The organism is Ohtaekwangia koreensis (assembly GCF_900167975.1).
Lineage (GTDB): Bacteria > Bacteroidota > Bacteroidia > Cytophagales > Cyclobacteriaceae > Ohtaekwangia > Ohtaekwangia koreensis.
In genome coordinates this window covers 1,247,727-1,265,341 of sequence record NZ_FUZU01000002.1, presented here as the reverse complement: position 1 = coordinate 1,265,341, position 17,615 = coordinate 1,247,727, and the positions used below count along the sequence as shown (strand labels likewise).

The window sequence follows — 17,615 nt, the reverse complement described above, 5'->3', positions numbered from 1 at the left end:
AATTGCGTTGAAAGTTTGGCGAATGTTCGTTGGGGGGTTATTTTCGCAACTCGGATCAAAAATAGGGATATGGCTGCTACAACAAAAGCTAAGAATGAGCCCGCGGTGGCGAAGAAGAGCGATTCAACTGAATTCTCAAAAGAGACTTACCTGTATTGGTATGAGAGCATGCAACTGATGCGGAAATTCGAAGAGAAAGCCGGTCAGCTTTATGGTATGCAAAAAATCAAAGGATTCTGTCACTTATATATAGGGCAGGAAGCCTGCGCTTCAGGATCTGTTAGCGCTCTTAAAAAAGGTGACAAGTATATAACGGCTTACCGTGACCACGGACATCCGCTTGCACTGGGAACCGATCCGAAAGCTATCATGGCCGAGTTGTATGGCAAAGAAACAGGAACCACAAAAGGTAAAGGGGGGTCCATGCACATTTTTGATAAAGAGCATGGTTTCATTGGCGGCCACGGCATTGTAGGAGCGCAAGTTCCACTCGGTGCGGGTATAGCCTTTGCTGAAAAATATAATAAGACTGGCAATCTTTGTATCTGCTATATGGGAGACGGGGCCGTTCGTCAAGGTGCTTTTCACGAAGCGCTGAACCTGGCCATGCTTTGGAAGCTTCCTGTAATTTTTGTAATTGAAAATAACGGATACGCCATGGGAACTTCCGTTCAGCGTACTTCTAACGTTCATGAGCTTTATACTTTAGGTGAAGCATACGATATGCCTTCTGAGCCGGTAGATGCTATGAAGTGTGAAGATGTACACCGCGCTGTAGCACGTGCTGCTGAGCGGGCTCGCGCTGGTGAAGGACCAACTTTGTTGGAGTTCAGAACCTACCGTTACAAAGGTCACTCAATGTCTGATCCTCAGAAATACAGATCCAAAGATGAGGTGGAGCAATACAAACAACGCGATCCGATCGAAGTAACCCGTCAGATAATTCTTGATAAAAAATTTGCTACTGAGGCAGATTTGGAAGCAATTGATAATAAAATAGTTCAACAAGTTGAAGAGAGCGTGAAGTTTGCAGAGGAATCAAATTTCCCTGATCCTTCTGAAGCGTTTACCGAGGTTTACGTGCAGACGGATTATCCATTTATCATGGACTAATTCACCTCAGCCAGAGCTGTTTGTTTAGTATGATCTAATTTGTAGTTTTGCGCCCTCCCGACAGAAATCGGGAGGGCTTTTATTTTAAATACAATGGCTAAAAAAGAAGAACACAAGCACGAATTACTGGAGAATCCAGAAGCTATAAAACACAAACTCGAAGATGCCGAGAATTGGGTAGAGAGTAACCCCAAGACCATTATCGGAATTGCAGTAGTGATTCTCCTGATTGTTGGAGGATATTTTGGCTTCCAGTATTATAAAGGAACTCAAGATGAGGCCGCACAAAAGGAAATGTTCCAGGCTGTTTATTATTTCGAACAGGATAGTCTTAACCTCGCATTGAATGGTGATGGTAATAACCTCGGCTTCCTGGCTATCATTGAAGATTACGGCGTATCAGATGCTGCGAACCTCGCCAACTATTATGCTGGTGTTGCTTATTTGAAGCAAGGTAAGTTTAATGTTGCCCGCTTATACTTGGAAGACTTTAGCTCTAACGATTTGCTGGTTCAAGCTCGTGCGTATAGCCTTATCGGTGATACATATATGGAAGAGAATAATTTTGAAGAGGCTGCCAAGTATTACAACAAGGCTGCTAACTATAAGCCTAATAAGTACTTCTCGCCTGCTTACCTGATGAAAGAAGCATTGGCATACGAAAAGCTGAATCAAAATGATAAGGCTAAAGAAGTATATGACAAGATCATTACTGACTTCTGGGAGTCAGCTGAATATCAGAACGCACGCAAGTTCAAGGCGAAGCTGGAAACGAATTCATAGAAGATTTTATTTTAACTTTACAGGGATAGACAAAAATCTATCCCTTTTTTATTTTCTATTCTGAACGATATATCTCTAATGTGATCAAATAAAGAGATAAATTTTTCAACCTATAGGAAGTATTCAACGTCATCTATATAGTTAATATCATTTAATTTTTAAATGCATGGCCGGACCACTTAAATCAGGAAAAGTAAAAACCAACATTAATCTTTCCAGAAAGAAATTTGCAATAGTTGTTGCTGAATGGAATGCTGAAATAACGGAAGCGCTATACTCCGGAGCCGTTGAGTCACTTATTAAAAACGGAGTCAAGAAGCAAAACATCATTCGCAAAACTGTTCCGGGTACTTTTGAACTTACGCTTGGTTCGCTCTGGGCTGCTGAAGATAAATCGATCAGCGCAGTAATTAGCTTAGGTTGCGTTATTCAAGGAGATACTCCTCATTTCGACTATATATGTCAGGCTGTTGCCTATGGTATAACAGAAGTCAATATTAAAACAAAGAAGCCTGTGATCTTCGGTGTACTCACAACACTAAACAAACAACAAGCTATAGATCGCGCGGGTGGTAAATATGGCAATAAAGGTGAAGAAGCTGCTTTGACTGCTATATCGATGTTGAGTTTTTAACTATAAAAATTATAAAAGAAGCCGCTATTTTTTCGGCTTCTTTTATTTTATAAAGTCTATATCCAAATCCTAATTCCAAACTGTAGTTTCTTTACGGTATTAAATCCTAAGACGATATTCCAATTCCGATTAATAATATCTAATTTGGTTGCTATTTTATAAAATGCGTTATCCCAACAGCGTTAACTACTTTCCCAACGACCGGTAAGGCTTTCCGAACGATCACTTTATATTTTAGGAGAATCTTAGCAGCTCAATGTACAATATAGTAATTAGAAAAAACGCAATCCATCATTAACAGAGCATAGGCGGTCATTTACTCCGTGATAGATGCTAAAGCATAATATACGGCTAAAAACAAAAGCCGCCTCAAATGTGAGGCGGCTTTTCAGTATATATATTCTAAACGTTACGTTTAGAAATTCTTCACAATCTCTTGTGCAAACTCTGAGCATTTCAAAAGTGTAGCGCCTTCCATCTGGCGATGGAAATCGTATGTTACTTTCTTAGAAGCTATAGCGCCTTCCAGACCTTTTACGATCAGATCAGCAGCTTCCTGCCAGCCCATATACTCAAGCATCATAACACCTGAAAGAATTACAGAACCCGGATTTACTTTATCCTGTCCTGCATACTTCGGTGCAGTACCGTGTGTAGCTTCAAATATAGCGTGACCTGTTTTATAGTTTACGTTACCACCTGGAGCGATACCTATACCACCTACTATGGCAGCAAGTGCATCAGATATATAGTCACCGTTCAGGTTCAATGTAGCGGCAACTGAATATTCATCTGGTCTCAACAGAATTTGTTGCAGGAATGCATCTGCGATAGCATCTTTCACAATGATCTTGTGACCATCCTTTTCGATGATCTGCCAAGGTCCGCCATCCAGATCTTTAGCACCGAATTCGCTTTTCGCCAAAGCATATCCCCAATCACGGAAACCACCTTCTGTAAATTTCATGATGTTACCTTTGTGTACCAGTGTAACACTAGGTTTCTTATGTTGAATAGCATACTCGAATGCAGCACGGATCAAACGCTCAGAACCTTCTTTTGAAACTGGCTTGATACCAATTGCCGTTGTCTGCGGGAAACGGATCTTCTTGAATAACTTCGCGAAGTTCTCCTCAAACAATTTCAAGAATTTTTTATTGTCTTCAGAACCTTCCTGGAACTCGATACCAGCATATATATCTTCTGTGTTCTCACGGAAAATAATGGTATCGGTTTTGTGTGGTTCTTTCACCGGAGAAGGAACTCCTTTGAACCAACGTACTGGCCGTACGCAAGCATACAGATCAAGCTCCTGGCGAAGAGCTACGTTCAATGAACGGATACCACCTCCTACCGGAGTTGTTAAAGGTCCTTTAATACCCACCAGGTATTCTTTGAAAACGGTGAGCGTTTCATCGGGCAACCAGTTACCGGTTTTGTTGAAAGCTTTCTCCCCCGCTAAAACTTCTTTCCAGATGATTTTCTTTTTTCCACCGTATGCTTTCTCAACTGCTTTATCGAATACAAGTTTAGATGCAGGCCAAATGTCTACACCCGTTCCGTCACCCTCGATAAACGGGATGGTAGGACTATCAGGCACAGTGAGTTTACCGTTGCTGATGCTGATTTTCTGATCGCTCATTTTACTAAAATGTTTTAAATGTTTTTGCGTTTTAGGTGTTTTGTAGAACACCGCCCTGATTTGGGCGCGGAAAATTAAAAAATAAAGGTCAGAAATGAAGATATTTTGTGTTTCAATCGTTTAATCTGGAAAATAACTTATGAAATCGTTTGTTTTAGCTGCGTTCTTCCTCGTTTCGATGTCGGCTTTCGATAATCGCTCCCATATTGTAAAAGATGCATGCTTGTCTTCTGAGGAGATGAAACTGTATGAACTGATTATGGAGTATAGAAAAAGCAAAGGACTGCCTTCTATTCCGCTCTCTGCAAAACTATCGCAGGTAGCCATGGTGCACGCACATGATCTTGCCGACAACTATGACTTTGATCCGGATAATAAATGTAATCCGCATAGCTGGTCAAAGAAGGGCACGTGGACTGCTTGCTGCTATACCAGCGACCATAAGAAGGCTCAATGCATGTGGGACAAGCCAAAAGAAATTGCAGGCTATACGGGCTTTGGATATGAAATAGCATACTATAGTTCCAATGGGGCTACTGCAAAAGAAGGACTTGATGGATGGAAGGTTAGTCCTGGGCACAATCCATTAATTGTTAACAGTGGTATATGGAGTAAAGTAAAATGGAAAGCTATAGGTGTTGCACTGTATAAGGAATATGGATTAGTCTGGTTTGGAGAAGTTGAAGACAACGCTACGCTCTCCATATGTGAATAGCGCCTGCGCTTACGTCATTTTCTCTCTCATATTGTCGGCTTTCAAGTCAAAACGGCTGCATTCCTCTTGCATGCGTTCTCTTTTCTTGCCAAATTTTCAGGAAAGAGCTTGATGGATTGCTATTTGATAACTCCGACTACGAGGGATTACAATTATGAACTTCGAAAAATTTACTATAAAATCTCAAGAGGCTTTACAGAAGTCTGCGGAGATTGCTACGGGCAATCAGCAGCAAGCCATTGAGCCTGGGCATGTGCTCAAAGCGATTCTCGAAACAGACGAGAATGTATCCGGTTATTTGTTCAAGAAGCTAAATATAAATGAGACTATACTTCATACGAAACTCGAGGAGATCCTAGCGGGCTATCCACGTGTTTCCGGTCAACAACCATATTTATCTTCTGCAACGAATACTGTATTGCAAAATGCAGATAAAGAGCTACGCGAATTAAAGGACGAATATGTAGCGATAGAACATTTGTTGCTGGCGTTGCTCGCTTCCAAAGACAAAGTATCTTCTATTATGAAAGATGCTGGCTTTGAAAAAGCAGCATTGATCAAAGCTATAAAAGAGCTTCGTGGTGGCTCCAAAGTTACCGACCCGAATGCTGAAGCAAAGTATAAATCACTGGAGCGTTATTCAAAGAACCTGAATGAGCTTGCCAAAGATGGAAAGATTGATCCGGTAATCGGACGCGATGAAGAGATCAGACGTGTACTTCAGATTCTTTCTCGCCGAACTAAAAACAATCCTATACTTCTCGGTGAACCAGGTGTTGGTAAAACTGCCATCGTTGAAGGGATGGCTCAACGCATTGTTAATGGCGATGTGCCTGAAAATCTAAAAGAAAAGATCCTTGTCTCCCTGGACATGGGCTTGCTTGTAGCGGGTGCCAAGTATAAAGGAGAGTTTGAAGAACGTTTGAAAGCTGTTATCAAAGAAGTAACAGATTCGAACGGACAAATTATACTCTTCATTGATGAGATTCATACGCTGATCGGTGCCGGTGGTGGTGGTGAAGGTGCTATGGATGCAGCGAACTTATTAAAGCCAGCACTCGCCCGTGGAGAACTCCATGCTATAGGTGCTACAACATTAAAAGAATACCAGAAGTATATAGAAAAAGATAAAGCACTTGAACGCAGATTTCAATCTGTGCTTGTAAATGAACCATCCGTTGAGGATTCTATATCTATACTCCGTGGTATAAAAGATAAATATGAGCTTCACCACGGTGTGAGAATTAAGGATGATGCTGTTATCGCATCGGTTGAATTATCGAGCCGGTATATTTCAGATCGTTTTCTTCCTGATAAGGCGATTGACTTAATGGATGAAGCTGCTTCAAAACTTCGTCTTGAAATGGATTCGCTTCCGGAAGAACTTGACGAGCTGAATCGTAAGATCATGCAACTCGAGATTGAACGTGAAGCTATACGCAGAGAAAAAGACAGAGAGAAGGAAGCTATACTGAGTAAAGAAATCGCTGAGCTTTCTGAACAGCGTAATTCACTGAAAGCTAAATGGGAGAGTGAGAAAGAAGTTGTTCACGGCATTCAGAAAGAAAAAGAGAATATAGATAAGCTGAAATTCGAAGCCGAGCAAGCAGAGAAGGCTGGCGACTATGGAAAGGTTGCTGAAATCCGTTACGGTAAAATTACTGAAGCGGAAAAACGTCTCAATGAAGTTCAGCAGAAGATGAAGGAAATGCAAGGCGAAAAAACTTTGCTGAAAGAAGAAGTTGATAGTGAAGATATAGCGGAGGTTGTAGCCAAGTGGACTGGTATACCGGTTTCTAAAATGCTTCAAAGTGAACGTGAGAAACTGCTGCACCTTGAAGAAGAATTAAGCAAACGGGTTGCAGGACAGGAAGAAGCTATAGAAGCGTTGAGTGATGCTGTAAGGAGAAGTCGTGCGGGGTTGCAAGATCCAAAGCGCCCGATCGGTTCGTTCATCTTTATGGGTACTACAGGAGTCGGGAAAACAGAGCTGTCCAAAGCGCTTGCAGACTATCTCTTCAATGATGATAATGCCATGGTACGCATTGACATGAGCGAGTACCAAGAACGACATAGCGTAAGCCGTTTGATCGGTGCACCTCCAGGATATGTAGGATACGATGAAGGTGGACAATTGACAGAAGCGGTAAGAAGGAAACCATATTCAGTTATACTCCTGGATGAAATTGAAAAAGCTCACCCGGATGTATTCAACATTTTGTTACAAGTGCTGGACGATGGAAGGTTAACGGATAATAAAGGACGTGTTGCAAACTTTAAGAACACGATCATTATCATGACAACCAACATTGGTTCTCACATTATTCAAGAGAACTTCGAAAAGATTACCGACGAAAATTACTTTGATGTTTTAGAAGACACCAAAGAAGGAGTTTTCGCACTGTTAAAAAAATCGGTTCGTCCGGAATTTGTAAACAGAATCGATGAGATCATTATGTTCCGTCCGCTGAGCAGAAAAGACATCCGCAAGATTGTTGATATTCAGGTAGACCTTGTATGCAAACGTCTGGATGAGTCTGGTATCAAACTGGAAATAACCGATGCGGCTCGCGAACGTATTGCTAAACTTGGATTCGATCCTCAATATGGAGCACGTCCGCTGAAGCGCGTGATGCAACGTGAAATTCTAAATGAATTATCGAAGCAGATCCTCTCCGGCAAAGTGCACAAAGACTCTGTGATTCTGGTTGACTTGCGAAATGATACCGAATTTACATTCGAGAATATAGAAAGTACCGAATTGGTAAACTAAGTAATACGAAGAAAGCCGCTTATAGCGGCTTTCTTTTTTTATAAATAGTATACTATACAATATGAACCAAGTGTATACGTCTACTGTTATACAATCAGGTTTAAGGATTGGTACCCGATTTCTCAGTCGGGACGAAGTTGGTATGAGGGGTTTGGTTTTAAGCTCCGGGGTGGTTCCCGGAGCTTTTTTGTTGAATGTTCGTATAAAAAAGCGCCCCCATTAAGAAGGCGCTTTTAAGCTATATATAGTATTTATACTATATCAATTAACGTAACCAGGATTTTGTTGTCCCTGAAGTGCTGGATTGGCATCCATTTCACGCTGAGGAATCGGAAGCACCAACAAATTGTCATTCCATTCATAGTCACCTTGCTGGCTAATGCTGATTTCATGCCTTTTGATGTCATGGATAAAATGGCCTTCAAAACCAAGCTCAAGCTTTCTTTCCAGGAGTATATCATCAATTGTAGGTTCTGCGGGTGCATCACTTGCTCTCGCACGTGAGCGGAGTACTTGCAAGTCTTGTCCAGGGGTATTAGGCCCCACCTGCTCATTAGTTATTAAGTTAGCTTCCGCACGAATAAGGTAAAGTTCGGCCAAGCGAACGATGCTAATGTTCGCAAATTGATCTTTATACTTTCCACTCAGGCGTCTTTCAGAAGCATCGTAGTAAATCAATGCGCTCTTGCGTTCATCTGTTTCGTCAAACAAGGCGTTATATTCTGCGCGGATACGAATATCTCTTCTTCCGTTGAAACTCGTTGCTGCATAGAAAGTCTGCAATGCATTTTCTCCATCCTGATTTGTGACTTGTATAGCGAATACATCTTCTGAAGTATTGTTCGCCTGGTTAAAAGCCTGGCTAACGCGATCTACCAATGCAAATTGTCCACTTTCAATAATATCATTTGCTTTCACCACTGCTTCTGCATAGTTACGCTGTTGCTGATATACTCTTGCCAATATAGCTTTAGCAGACCAAGTGGTTGCATAAAAACCGTTCTCTTCACCAAGTAATGTTTCAGCAGAAGTAAGATCAGATATAACCTGAGTATATACGTCCGCTACAGTACTTCTTGATATAGCATTCTCAGCAGGGTTATACTCGAGTGCTGTTGGTTGAAGCTTTAACGGCACGCCTAGATTCGCAGTCGGATCACCATCTGCCCAATCTTTTGCGTATAGGCGAACCAGGTTGAAATATATAGTACCGCGAATAAATTTAGCTTCGCCTTCTATCCTTGCCCTTGAATCTTCATCGGTCACAACATCAAGGTTGGCGAGAATAATATTGGTAATATTAATCGCTTCATACGCTTCAGTCCATGTACTCTCTGTCTGCGCATTGTTAACGGTAATGGTTTTATTCCATATATCACGAGGATCTGAAAATGTACCACTCCACGTTATGTCACCGTTAGTACCGAGAAGATCACTTGTCATCTGAAACCATCCCCCGTATACATCACCATCTGCCATGCGATCATAAGCACCTACCAGTAGTGATTGAATTGATTCTTCTGAGTCAAGCGCCACTTCTTCCGTAACAGAATCTTGCGGATCAATATCCAGTTCACTGGAGCATCCTACAAGGAAAAACACCAGGTAGGCTACTGCTATTAAATAATTATATTTTTTCATACTTAGTTTCAAAGTTTAAAAGCCAATGTTAACACCGAAAGAGATTGTCTTGATTTGAGGTGCAGCGTAAAAATCATTACCCTGACCGATGTTACCTGCGAGGTAATCGGTATTAACTTCTGGATCGTTCAGATCATAACCTGTTATGGTCAACAGATTTTGAGCCGCCACATACAAACGCAAACTTTGCATTGATAAACGATTCGTGATTGTTGAAGGGAAGTTATATCCGAAACTAAGTGTCTTCAAACGGATATAGGATGCGTCCTGAAGAAAACGAGATGATTCTTTATCCCCATTCGATAAAAACAATCTGGCTTCTGGTACATCAGTCTGGTCACCAGGCTCTCTCCATGAATTTTCCCAGTCTTCTACAAGCTGGTTATCGAAGTATGTAAAATTCGCACGCTGGAATCTTCCAGCACCATTAAAGACATCATTACCGTATACAAACTGAAACAGAAAATTAAGCTCAAATCCTTTGTAGGAAAGTGTATTGCTTAAACCTCCTATAAAATCAGGATTGGGATTTCCGATAATAGTACGGGATGCCGCATTATAATCATTCGTGGTTTCTCTGCTCGGGTTCTCCGGATCATTGATATAGTATAATGCATCACCATTCTGTGGATCAACACCAGCATATTCAATACCATAAAAAACTCCAATCGGTTGTCCTTCTACAGCTCTGTTCAAATAACCGCCTTCAATAACATTCCCATTCAGATCAACGATCTTATTTCGGTTACGGGCAAAATTGAAAGATGAGCTCCAGGAGAATTCACCTACTATATTCTGACTGTTCAATACAAATTCGAACCCTTTATTTTCAATCTCTCCGATGTTGATAAAGCGTGTTAAAAATCCTGATATACCTGAAACATTAGAGTTGAGCAACACATCCGTTGTGTTCTTAACATAATAATCTATCTCACCGGTAATGCGATCGTTGAACAATCCGAAGTCAATTCCAAAATCAGTTTGTACGGTTGTTTCCCATTTCAAATTGCTGTTTGATAATTGCGATGGTGCAATTCCTGGATCTATATCATACGTGTTCGCAGCATATAAACCTAACGCTGCGAAGTTTTGAGTTGGAGCATTACCTGTTACCCCTATACTTCCTCTTAATTTCAGGAAGCTCAATGTGTTCTTTATGTTCTCCATGAACGACTCTTGAGAAATTATCCAACCAGCGGAAGCTGCAGGGAAAAAACCATAACGTTCATTCTTTCCAAACTTCGATGATCCATCAAGTCGACCGCTTAAGGATACCAGGTATTTATCATTGAACTTATAATTGGCACGTCCGAAGTAGGATAAGAATGCATAGTCGGTAGCACTACTCTTTCCATCTGTAATTACAGAGGCACTGGTAAGTGTTCTGAACGCACTGCTTGGAAGAGTCTGAGCAGTTATATCCGTTGCATCAAGTTCATATTTCTGGAAGCTCATACCAGCAGTTAAATCCAGATTATGCTTTCCAAATACTTTGTTATAGGATAAATAATTATTGGTAGAGTAGTTAACAATGTTAGCATACGCTGAGAATCCTCCACCCTTAACATTACCGGTTTGTGAATCTACTTCACTTCCGTTCCACATGTCTTCATTTTGTGTAAGAAGGTCAACACCGGCTTCACTTCTGAAGGAAAGATCGGGTGTGATCTGCCATGCTGCATATATATTTGAAACGTTACGAAGTACAGTCGTTTCAAAAGTTGAATTCTCTGCTTTCAACAATCCATTAAAATATACTGTATTCTGATTGAGTGTTCCGTCTTCCAAACGAGCCGGTTGTACAGGAGGCAACGCCAGCAACTGCATAGGCGTAGTAAATTCGTTATCGTCACTCAAACGATTATTGACAGATCTTGACAAACTGAAGTTCAATCCGAAGCTGATTTTATCGGAAGCTTTATGATCAATGTTAGCACGAGCGCTTAATTTCTTAAAGCGGTCATTTATCAAAATACCTTTTTGATCCGAGAACTGAAGGCTGGTATAAAATTGAGTTTTATCATTTCCACCACTTGCAGAAAGATCCATCTGGTCAATACCGGCATCATCCTGGTAAGCATTATCGGCCCAGTTTTCATTAGCATTTTTATTCCACTCTCCCAATTCAGAGCTTAAAACCTGATCGAAAGTAAATCCTGGCTCACCATACATATAGGATCCAAAATCTTCTCCTTCGTCACGTTGTAAAATAGCATCTGTATTATCGAAAGCTTCTTTGAATGCTTCGTAGTACTGAGGTCCGTCCAACCATTTAGCTTTTCTTGTCGGGCTGCTAAAGCCTTTCATATAGTTAAGATTGAAAGCAGTTTTACCAGCCTTACCACGCTTGGTTGTAATGATTACAACACCGTTGGCGGCACGCGATCCATATATAGCTGCTGCTGATGCGTCTTTCAGAATCTGGATAGATTCGATGTCGTTGGAGTTAATGTTCGCCAGCGGATTTGTTGGAGCATCTGTAGAGGAAAGGTTATCTGTTGTTACGATAATTCCATCCACAACATAAAGCGGTTCATTTGAAGCTGATACTGAAGCAGCACCTCTTACGCGGACTTTAATGCCTTGTCCTAATTTACCATTGCCAGATTCTACAAATACCCCTGCAGCTCTTCCCTGCATAGCTTGATCAAAACTGGGCACCGGTTGATTTTGAATTTCCTTACCGGATACTGAAGCGATGTTTCCTGTAAGATCTTGTTTAACCTGTGTTCCATAACCAACCACGACAACTTCTGATAGCTGCTTGACGTCAGATTCCAATTGCACGTCTACGGTAGATCTTGAACCGGTTTCTACCTCGATAGACGTAAATCCAATAAATGTAAATACGAGTGTTGCATTGGGACCGGCATTGATGGTGTAATTACCATTCACATCGGTGACTGTACCTGTAGTGGTACCTTTAACTAAGATGTTTACTCCTGGCAAAGCACTACCATCTTCGGACGATGTGATTTTACCAGAGATGACTCTTTCCTGAGCATAGGATGTAAAAAACAGCATCCCTGCTACTAATAATAGTAGACCTCTCTTCATAGACTTGGTTTAGGTTATTAATTAATTCCTGCACTAAGTTACTAAAAACTTGTTATGAGGATATTTAACCGAATAAAATACCGAAAGAGAGGTGATAAAGAAAATATTTTAAAACGTTTACGAAAGGTTTAAGAGGTTAATAAGCTCTTACCAATTTCCCATCCATATAATTTACATACGAACGATTCACGACTTTCATCCCGCCTGGTGTTGGATAGTTACCGGTAAAGTACCAGTCACCGGAATGATACGGAATAGCTTTATGCAAATTCTCTACAGTCTGAAAAACAACCTCCAGATCTGCTTTCATATCAGCCGGGCGGCAGATTTCAGAGATCTTGTTCGAGATCTGATCGTCTGTAAACTGTTCGTATAAATGTTGCACATAATTTATCTGACTCTGATGGCCACGTGCACGGGTTGCTTTTTCGTACACCTCTCCCAATAGATAATCCTTGCCCTGGTCTTTCAGCAAAGCGATCATCGCGCGGAAGGCAACGAACTCACCCATCTTGCTCATATCTATACCATAGCAATCGGGATAACGGATTTGTGGTGCCGATGAAACCACCACTATCTTCTTCGGACCAATACGGTCCAGCATTTTCAATATACTTTTCTCGAGTGTAGTTCCTCTTACAATAGAGTCATCTATAACAACGAGTGTATCTATACCTTTACGGATTACTTCGTAGGTAGTATCATATACATGCGATACCATTTCATCACGATGTTCATCATCGGTAATGAACGTACGAAGTTTTACATCTTTCAATACCAGTTTTTCAATACGTGGTCGGAATGAAAGTATATCTTCCAAAGAATCTACAGACGGCTTACCATCTATGATTATATCTTTTTGTTTGTTGATCAGGTAATCTTCTATACCCGCCATCAAACCATAAAATGCTGTTTCAGCAGTATTCGGTATATAGGAGAATACAGTGTTCCTGATATCGAAGTTGATAGACCGAAGCACCTGAGGCACCAGGAGACGTCCCAGTTGTTTACGTTCTTTATATATATCGGGGTCGTTACCTCTGGAGAAGTATATACGTTCAAAGCTACAGGATTTTTTCTCACCGGCTTTTATAATCTGGTATTGTGAGAAATCTCCACTCTTGCTTATAATGAGTGCGTGGCCCGGCTTTACTTCTTCAATCTGATTATACTCTACATTAAAGGCCGCTTTGATAGCAGGTTTTTCTGATGCTACTACCACGACTTCATCATCGGCATAAAAATATGCAGGACGAATACCATTCGGATCGCGCGTTACGAAAGCAGAACCAGATCCTGTCATGCCCGCCATGGTATATCCGCCATCAAAATCTTTGCAAGCTCTTTTCAATACACGTTGCAGATCGATTTCATTCTCAATGATCTCTGATACTTCGCGATTTGAAAATTTGTCTTTATACTTTTCGAAGATGCCTTGTACTTCCTCATCGAGGAAGTGGCCGATCTTTTCCATTACCGTAACGGTATCTACTTTTTCTTTCGGGTGCTGGCCGAGGTTAACCAGTATATCAAATAGTTCTTCAACGTTCGTCATGTTGAAGTTACCAGCCATTACGAGGTTACGACTTCTCCAATTATTTTGACGAAGAAAAGGGTGAACGTTTTCAATGTTGTTAACGCCATGTGTTCCATAGCGCAAATGTCCTAACCATATCTCACCACTGAAGGCTACATTTTCCTTGAGCCATTGCTCATCGCGGAATCTGTCTTTGCCTTGCTTCTGCGCTTTCTTAAATTTTTTGCTGATTTTCCGGAAGAGATCTGCAACAGGTTGTTGCTTGATGGAACGATAACGGCTAATGTAACGGTGTCCTGATTCTACGTCTAGTTTGATGTTTGCAATCCCTGCGCCATCCTGACCGCGATTGTGCTGCTTCTCCATCAGAATATACATCTTGTTCATCGCGTAGGTCGGTCCGTACTTTTCAAGATAGTACGAAAGAGGCTTACGCAAGCGGATCATTGCAATTCCGCACTCGTGAAGGATTTGGTCGCTCATGGTGTACCGTTAGTCGTTAGGAGCTACCCGCCAAAATCATCACCTGATATCGTTAATCGTTATCCGCAGAAAAAGCTTCAGTGGATTACGTTTAACCGATAACGGATAACGGATAACGGATAACAAATACAAAGGTAATTTTATTAATCCATCCCATCAACAGCCCGGGGCTGAAGAAGAACAGAAGTATGAGTAAAACCAATACGAAACCAAAAAGATTTTCGAATGCAAGAATATTTGTTTTTAATTCCGATTCGCGATTTTTTATAAATGCATAGTATGGGATGCGCAAATAATAAAACAGCGAAACCACTGTATTTAGCAATCCAAATATTAATAACCACACTAAAATATTTTTTCCGGTTAGCTGATATGCTTCCCATAACGAAGAGAATATAAATAATTTAGCTGTGAATCCTGCCGTAGGAGGAAGTCCTGTAAGGGAAATGAGCGCTATCAATAAAAAAATTGACGGCCACAAAAATGTTTTTCCTATACCACTATATTCTGCAATCGATACAAATCCATTTTTTTCAAAGTATTGCAGATAAATGAAAACAAGAAAATTCATCACTACATAAACCGTTGCATAAAAAAGCATGAATTGTATACCCTGTGGTAAAAATGCAATGACGCCTATTAATAGAAATCCCGCTTGCGCGATAGACGAATACGCCATCAGTCGCTTTGGATTTTTTTGCATCAAGGCAGAAAAATTTCCAACGGTAAGCGAAAGGATAGCAACGATGCCTAAAACAAATTGCCAATCGTAAGAAGCAGACCCTCCCAAATTTATCGCCATAATAAATCTGGTGAGCACACCAATGCCTGCAAGTTTGGGTACGACTGAAAAAAATGCAATGATTGGCATGGGAGCTGCCTCATATACATCGGGTGCCCAGGGATGAAGTGGTGCTGCTGCGATCTTGTATAAAAATCCACTGACGGTCATCAGACCGGCTATGAAAAACAATGGTGTTTGGTTGGGATATAGTTTTGTAAAAAAAACTTCCGATGTAAAATCAAGTGTTCCGGTAAAGCCGTAGAACATAGATAAACCATATAGCATCACCGCGGAAGCAACAGAACCGAATAAAAAATATTTTAAACTCCCTTCAGCGCCTTTTTTATCAAACAGAAAACCAGTGAGCACATATGAACTTATGGAGATCAGTTCAAGTGATAAAAATACCATTAGCAGATTTGTACTCATCACCAGTAAATGTGTACCAAGTACAGCCGCTATAATTAACGCATAGTATTCTGATAAATTTCGTTGCGCCCCTTGATTGCGCCAGCTCATCAATACAGTAAGTATACCCGCTATATCTGTGAGACCTCTCAGGTAGAGGGAGAAAGTATCCTGGCGAAGCATCCCCTGAAAAAGAGATATAGGTTCTGTGAGCGCTTTCCAATCGGCTATAATAAAAAGAAAAGAGAAGGAGAAAATAAGAAGCGAGAGCAACGTTGGTATAGCATGCTCCTTCTTTACAAGACCAACAATAATAACCAGTAATATACCTATAGAGAGAATTACTTCGGGGCCCAGCACCAAAAGGCTTTCGAAAATGTGATCCAGTGTCGATCGTAAATCGTTCCCCACGCAACTATGGATTTAATGTTAAACTCTTCCCTGTGCTCAATACGAACTCTGAAAAATTCCGCGCAAACGGATCGATGAAGTTAATCAGTGGTTGGGGAAATATACCGAAGAACAATGCTGCTATAGCCAGTGGTATCAACATGAGGTATTCGCGCTTGTTCAAATCGTAGATCGAACTGTGAGCGATATTTCCCTTCAGATCGTATGGACCAAAGAACATTCGCTGCAAAGTCCACAAATAATAGGCTGCACCTAAAATCAATCCGAGAGTAGCGATGATGGCGAGGCTTTCATGCAACAAACCATTTACGCTATTGGATTTGAAAGCACCTAGAAAAACCATGATCTCGGCAATGAATCCTGAAAATCCGGGTAAACCCATGGAAGCAAAAAAACCAACCAACACAATGGCTGTATACGATTTCATTTTGATGGATAGCCCCGAATAATTTCCGATTGTGCGATCGTGCGTGCGGTCATATAATACTCCTGCTATCAGGAACAGTAAGGCGGAAACTAATCCATGACTAAACATCTGGTATATAGAACCTGCTACACCTTCAGGAGTGATTGATGCAAGTCCTAATAAAACAAAACCCATATGCGAAACGGATGAATACGCAATGAGACGTTTCAGATCCTTGCTTGCCATGGCGTTCAGTCCTCCATATATAATGGAGATCACGCCCATTACTCCGATGAACATACTAAAGTGCATGGCAGCTTCCGGAAATATCGGGAAGGCTATACGCACAAGGCCATATCCACCAATCTTCAACAACAACGCTGCGAGGATTACAGACACTGGTGTAGGCGCCTCCACGTGAGCATCGGGCAACCAGGTGTGTAGAGGTACCATTGGCAACTTGATCGCAAAGCCAAAAAACAAAAGCAGAAATGCCCATAGGCGTGCATCGAGTGGACCTATCTTCCAAGGATTGTTAGGATCCAGAACTGAATTTGAAATAAAGTTTGTAGGGTCGGTCATGTTCAACAGATTGAAACTATGCACCAGTTGTCCCGAGGATGAAGAATCATGAACGCTGATATATAGCGCAATCATGACGATCAAAATAAAAATTGAACCGAGTAATGTATATAGAAAGAATTTGATTGAGGCATACTCTCTTCGCGCACCACCCCATATAGCGATGAGGAAGAACATTGGCAACAGCATAAACTCGAAGAAGAGATAGAACAACAAAAAATCAAGCGCGGTAAAGCTTCCAATGATCGCAGCATTCAGGATCAGTAATAATATAAAATATCCCTTTACATTTTTATCGATCGTCCAGGATGATATAGTCGCTATCAACAACACAAAAACAGAGAGCGCCACCATAGGCATGCCCAGGCCATCAATACCGACAAAGTATTCAGCTTTCAGCATTCCCCATGAACCCAGGCTTAACGTGATCCAGCTTTTCTTCTCTACGAATTGAACGCCTGCTTCCGTTGCATAGCGCATCAACATCATTACTAATACAGCAAGCTGAAACAAATTCACACCGAGTGTACTCAATCGAAAATACTTTTCTGCTTTGGCCGGAATGAACAACCCGACAACGGCTACAAGAAGAGGCGTAAAAATTAAAAGTGATATCAGGTAGTGATGCATTATTTTCTCTTTCTGC

The 17,615-nt window shown here is 41.1% G+C and carries 11 protein-coding genes; 5 read left to right on the top strand and 6 right to left on the bottom strand.

Annotation, left to right across the window (positions count from 1 at the left end; genetic code table 11):
- Nucleotides 1-69 precede the first annotated feature (69 nt).
- From pdhA to ribH, 3 genes are all read left to right on the top strand, one after another.
- Nucleotides 70-1,113: a pyruvate dehydrogenase (acetyl-transferring) E1 component subunit alpha gene (pdhA, locus tag B5Y40_RS18490; protein ID WP_079688272.1), complete on the top strand. Its 1,044-nt coding sequence runs from the start codon at nucleotides 70-72 to the stop codon at nucleotides 1,111-1,113.
- A gap of 93 nt (nucleotides 1,114-1,206) precedes the next feature.
- Nucleotides 1,207-1,896, top strand: coding sequence for a tetratricopeptide repeat protein (locus tag B5Y40_RS18485; RefSeq protein WP_079688271.1), 690 nt, complete (start codon nucleotides 1,207-1,209; stop codon nucleotides 1,894-1,896).
- Nucleotides 1,897-2,062: 166 nt separating this feature from the next.
- Nucleotides 2,063-2,530, top strand: coding sequence for a 6,7-dimethyl-8-ribityllumazine synthase (gene ribH / locus B5Y40_RS18480; RefSeq protein WP_079688270.1), 468 nt, complete (start codon nucleotides 2,063-2,065; stop codon nucleotides 2,528-2,530).
- 415 nt (nucleotides 2,531-2,945) lie between these two features.
- Here the strand turns inward: ribH and icd are convergent, their stop codons facing one another.
- Nucleotides 2,946-4,172, bottom strand: coding sequence for an NADP-dependent isocitrate dehydrogenase (gene icd / locus B5Y40_RS18475; RefSeq protein WP_079688269.1), 1,227 nt, complete (start codon nucleotides 4,170-4,172; stop codon nucleotides 2,946-2,948).
- Nucleotides 4,173-4,311: 139 nt separating this feature from the next.
- On the opposite strand from icd, the gene B5Y40_RS18470 reads away from it, so the two are divergent.
- Both B5Y40_RS18470 and clpB read left to right on the top strand, forming a co-directional pair.
- Nucleotides 4,312-4,887 (top strand): CAP domain-containing protein, encoded by a 576-nt coding sequence (locus B5Y40_RS18470; protein WP_079688268.1) that lies wholly within the window; start codon nucleotides 4,312-4,314, stop codon nucleotides 4,885-4,887.
- Between the two features lie 154 nt (nucleotides 4,888-5,041).
- Nucleotides 5,042-7,660 (top strand): ATP-dependent chaperone ClpB, encoded by a 2,619-nt coding sequence (gene clpB, locus B5Y40_RS18465; protein WP_079688267.1) that lies wholly within the window; start codon nucleotides 5,042-5,044, stop codon nucleotides 7,658-7,660.
- A 261-nt stretch (nucleotides 7,661-7,921) separates the two neighbouring features.
- On the opposite strand, the gene B5Y40_RS18460 is transcribed toward clpB, so the two are convergent.
- The 5 genes from B5Y40_RS18460 to B5Y40_RS18440 form a co-directional block, all read right to left on the bottom strand.
- Nucleotides 7,922-9,301: a RagB/SusD family nutrient uptake outer membrane protein gene (locus tag B5Y40_RS18460; RefSeq protein ID WP_079688266.1), complete on the bottom strand. Its 1,380-nt coding sequence runs from the start codon at nucleotides 9,299-9,301 to the stop codon at nucleotides 7,922-7,924.
- Nucleotides 9,302-9,316: 15 nt separating this feature from the next.
- Nucleotides 9,317-12,358, bottom strand: coding sequence for a SusC/RagA family TonB-linked outer membrane protein (locus B5Y40_RS18455; protein WP_079688265.1), 3,042 nt, complete (start codon nucleotides 12,356-12,358; stop codon nucleotides 9,317-9,319).
- Between the two features lie 136 nt (nucleotides 12,359-12,494).
- Complete coding sequence (locus B5Y40_RS18450) at nucleotides 12,495-14,378, bottom strand: amidophosphoribosyltransferase (protein ID WP_079688264.1); 1,884 nt, start codon at nucleotides 14,376-14,378, stop codon at nucleotides 12,495-12,497.
- A gap of 91 nt (nucleotides 14,379-14,469) precedes the next feature.
- On the bottom strand, nucleotides 14,470-15,981 hold the full coding sequence (locus B5Y40_RS18445) for an NADH-quinone oxidoreductase subunit N (protein WP_079688263.1): 1,512 nt from the start codon (nucleotides 15,979-15,981) through the stop codon (nucleotides 14,470-14,472).
- 4 nt (nucleotides 15,982-15,985) lie between these two features.
- Nucleotides 15,986-17,599, bottom strand: a complete 1,614-nt coding sequence (locus B5Y40_RS18440) for a complex I subunit 4 family protein (RefSeq protein ID WP_079688262.1) — start codon at nucleotides 17,597-17,599, stop codon at nucleotides 15,986-15,988.
- Nucleotides 17,600-17,615: the final 16 nt, after the last annotated feature.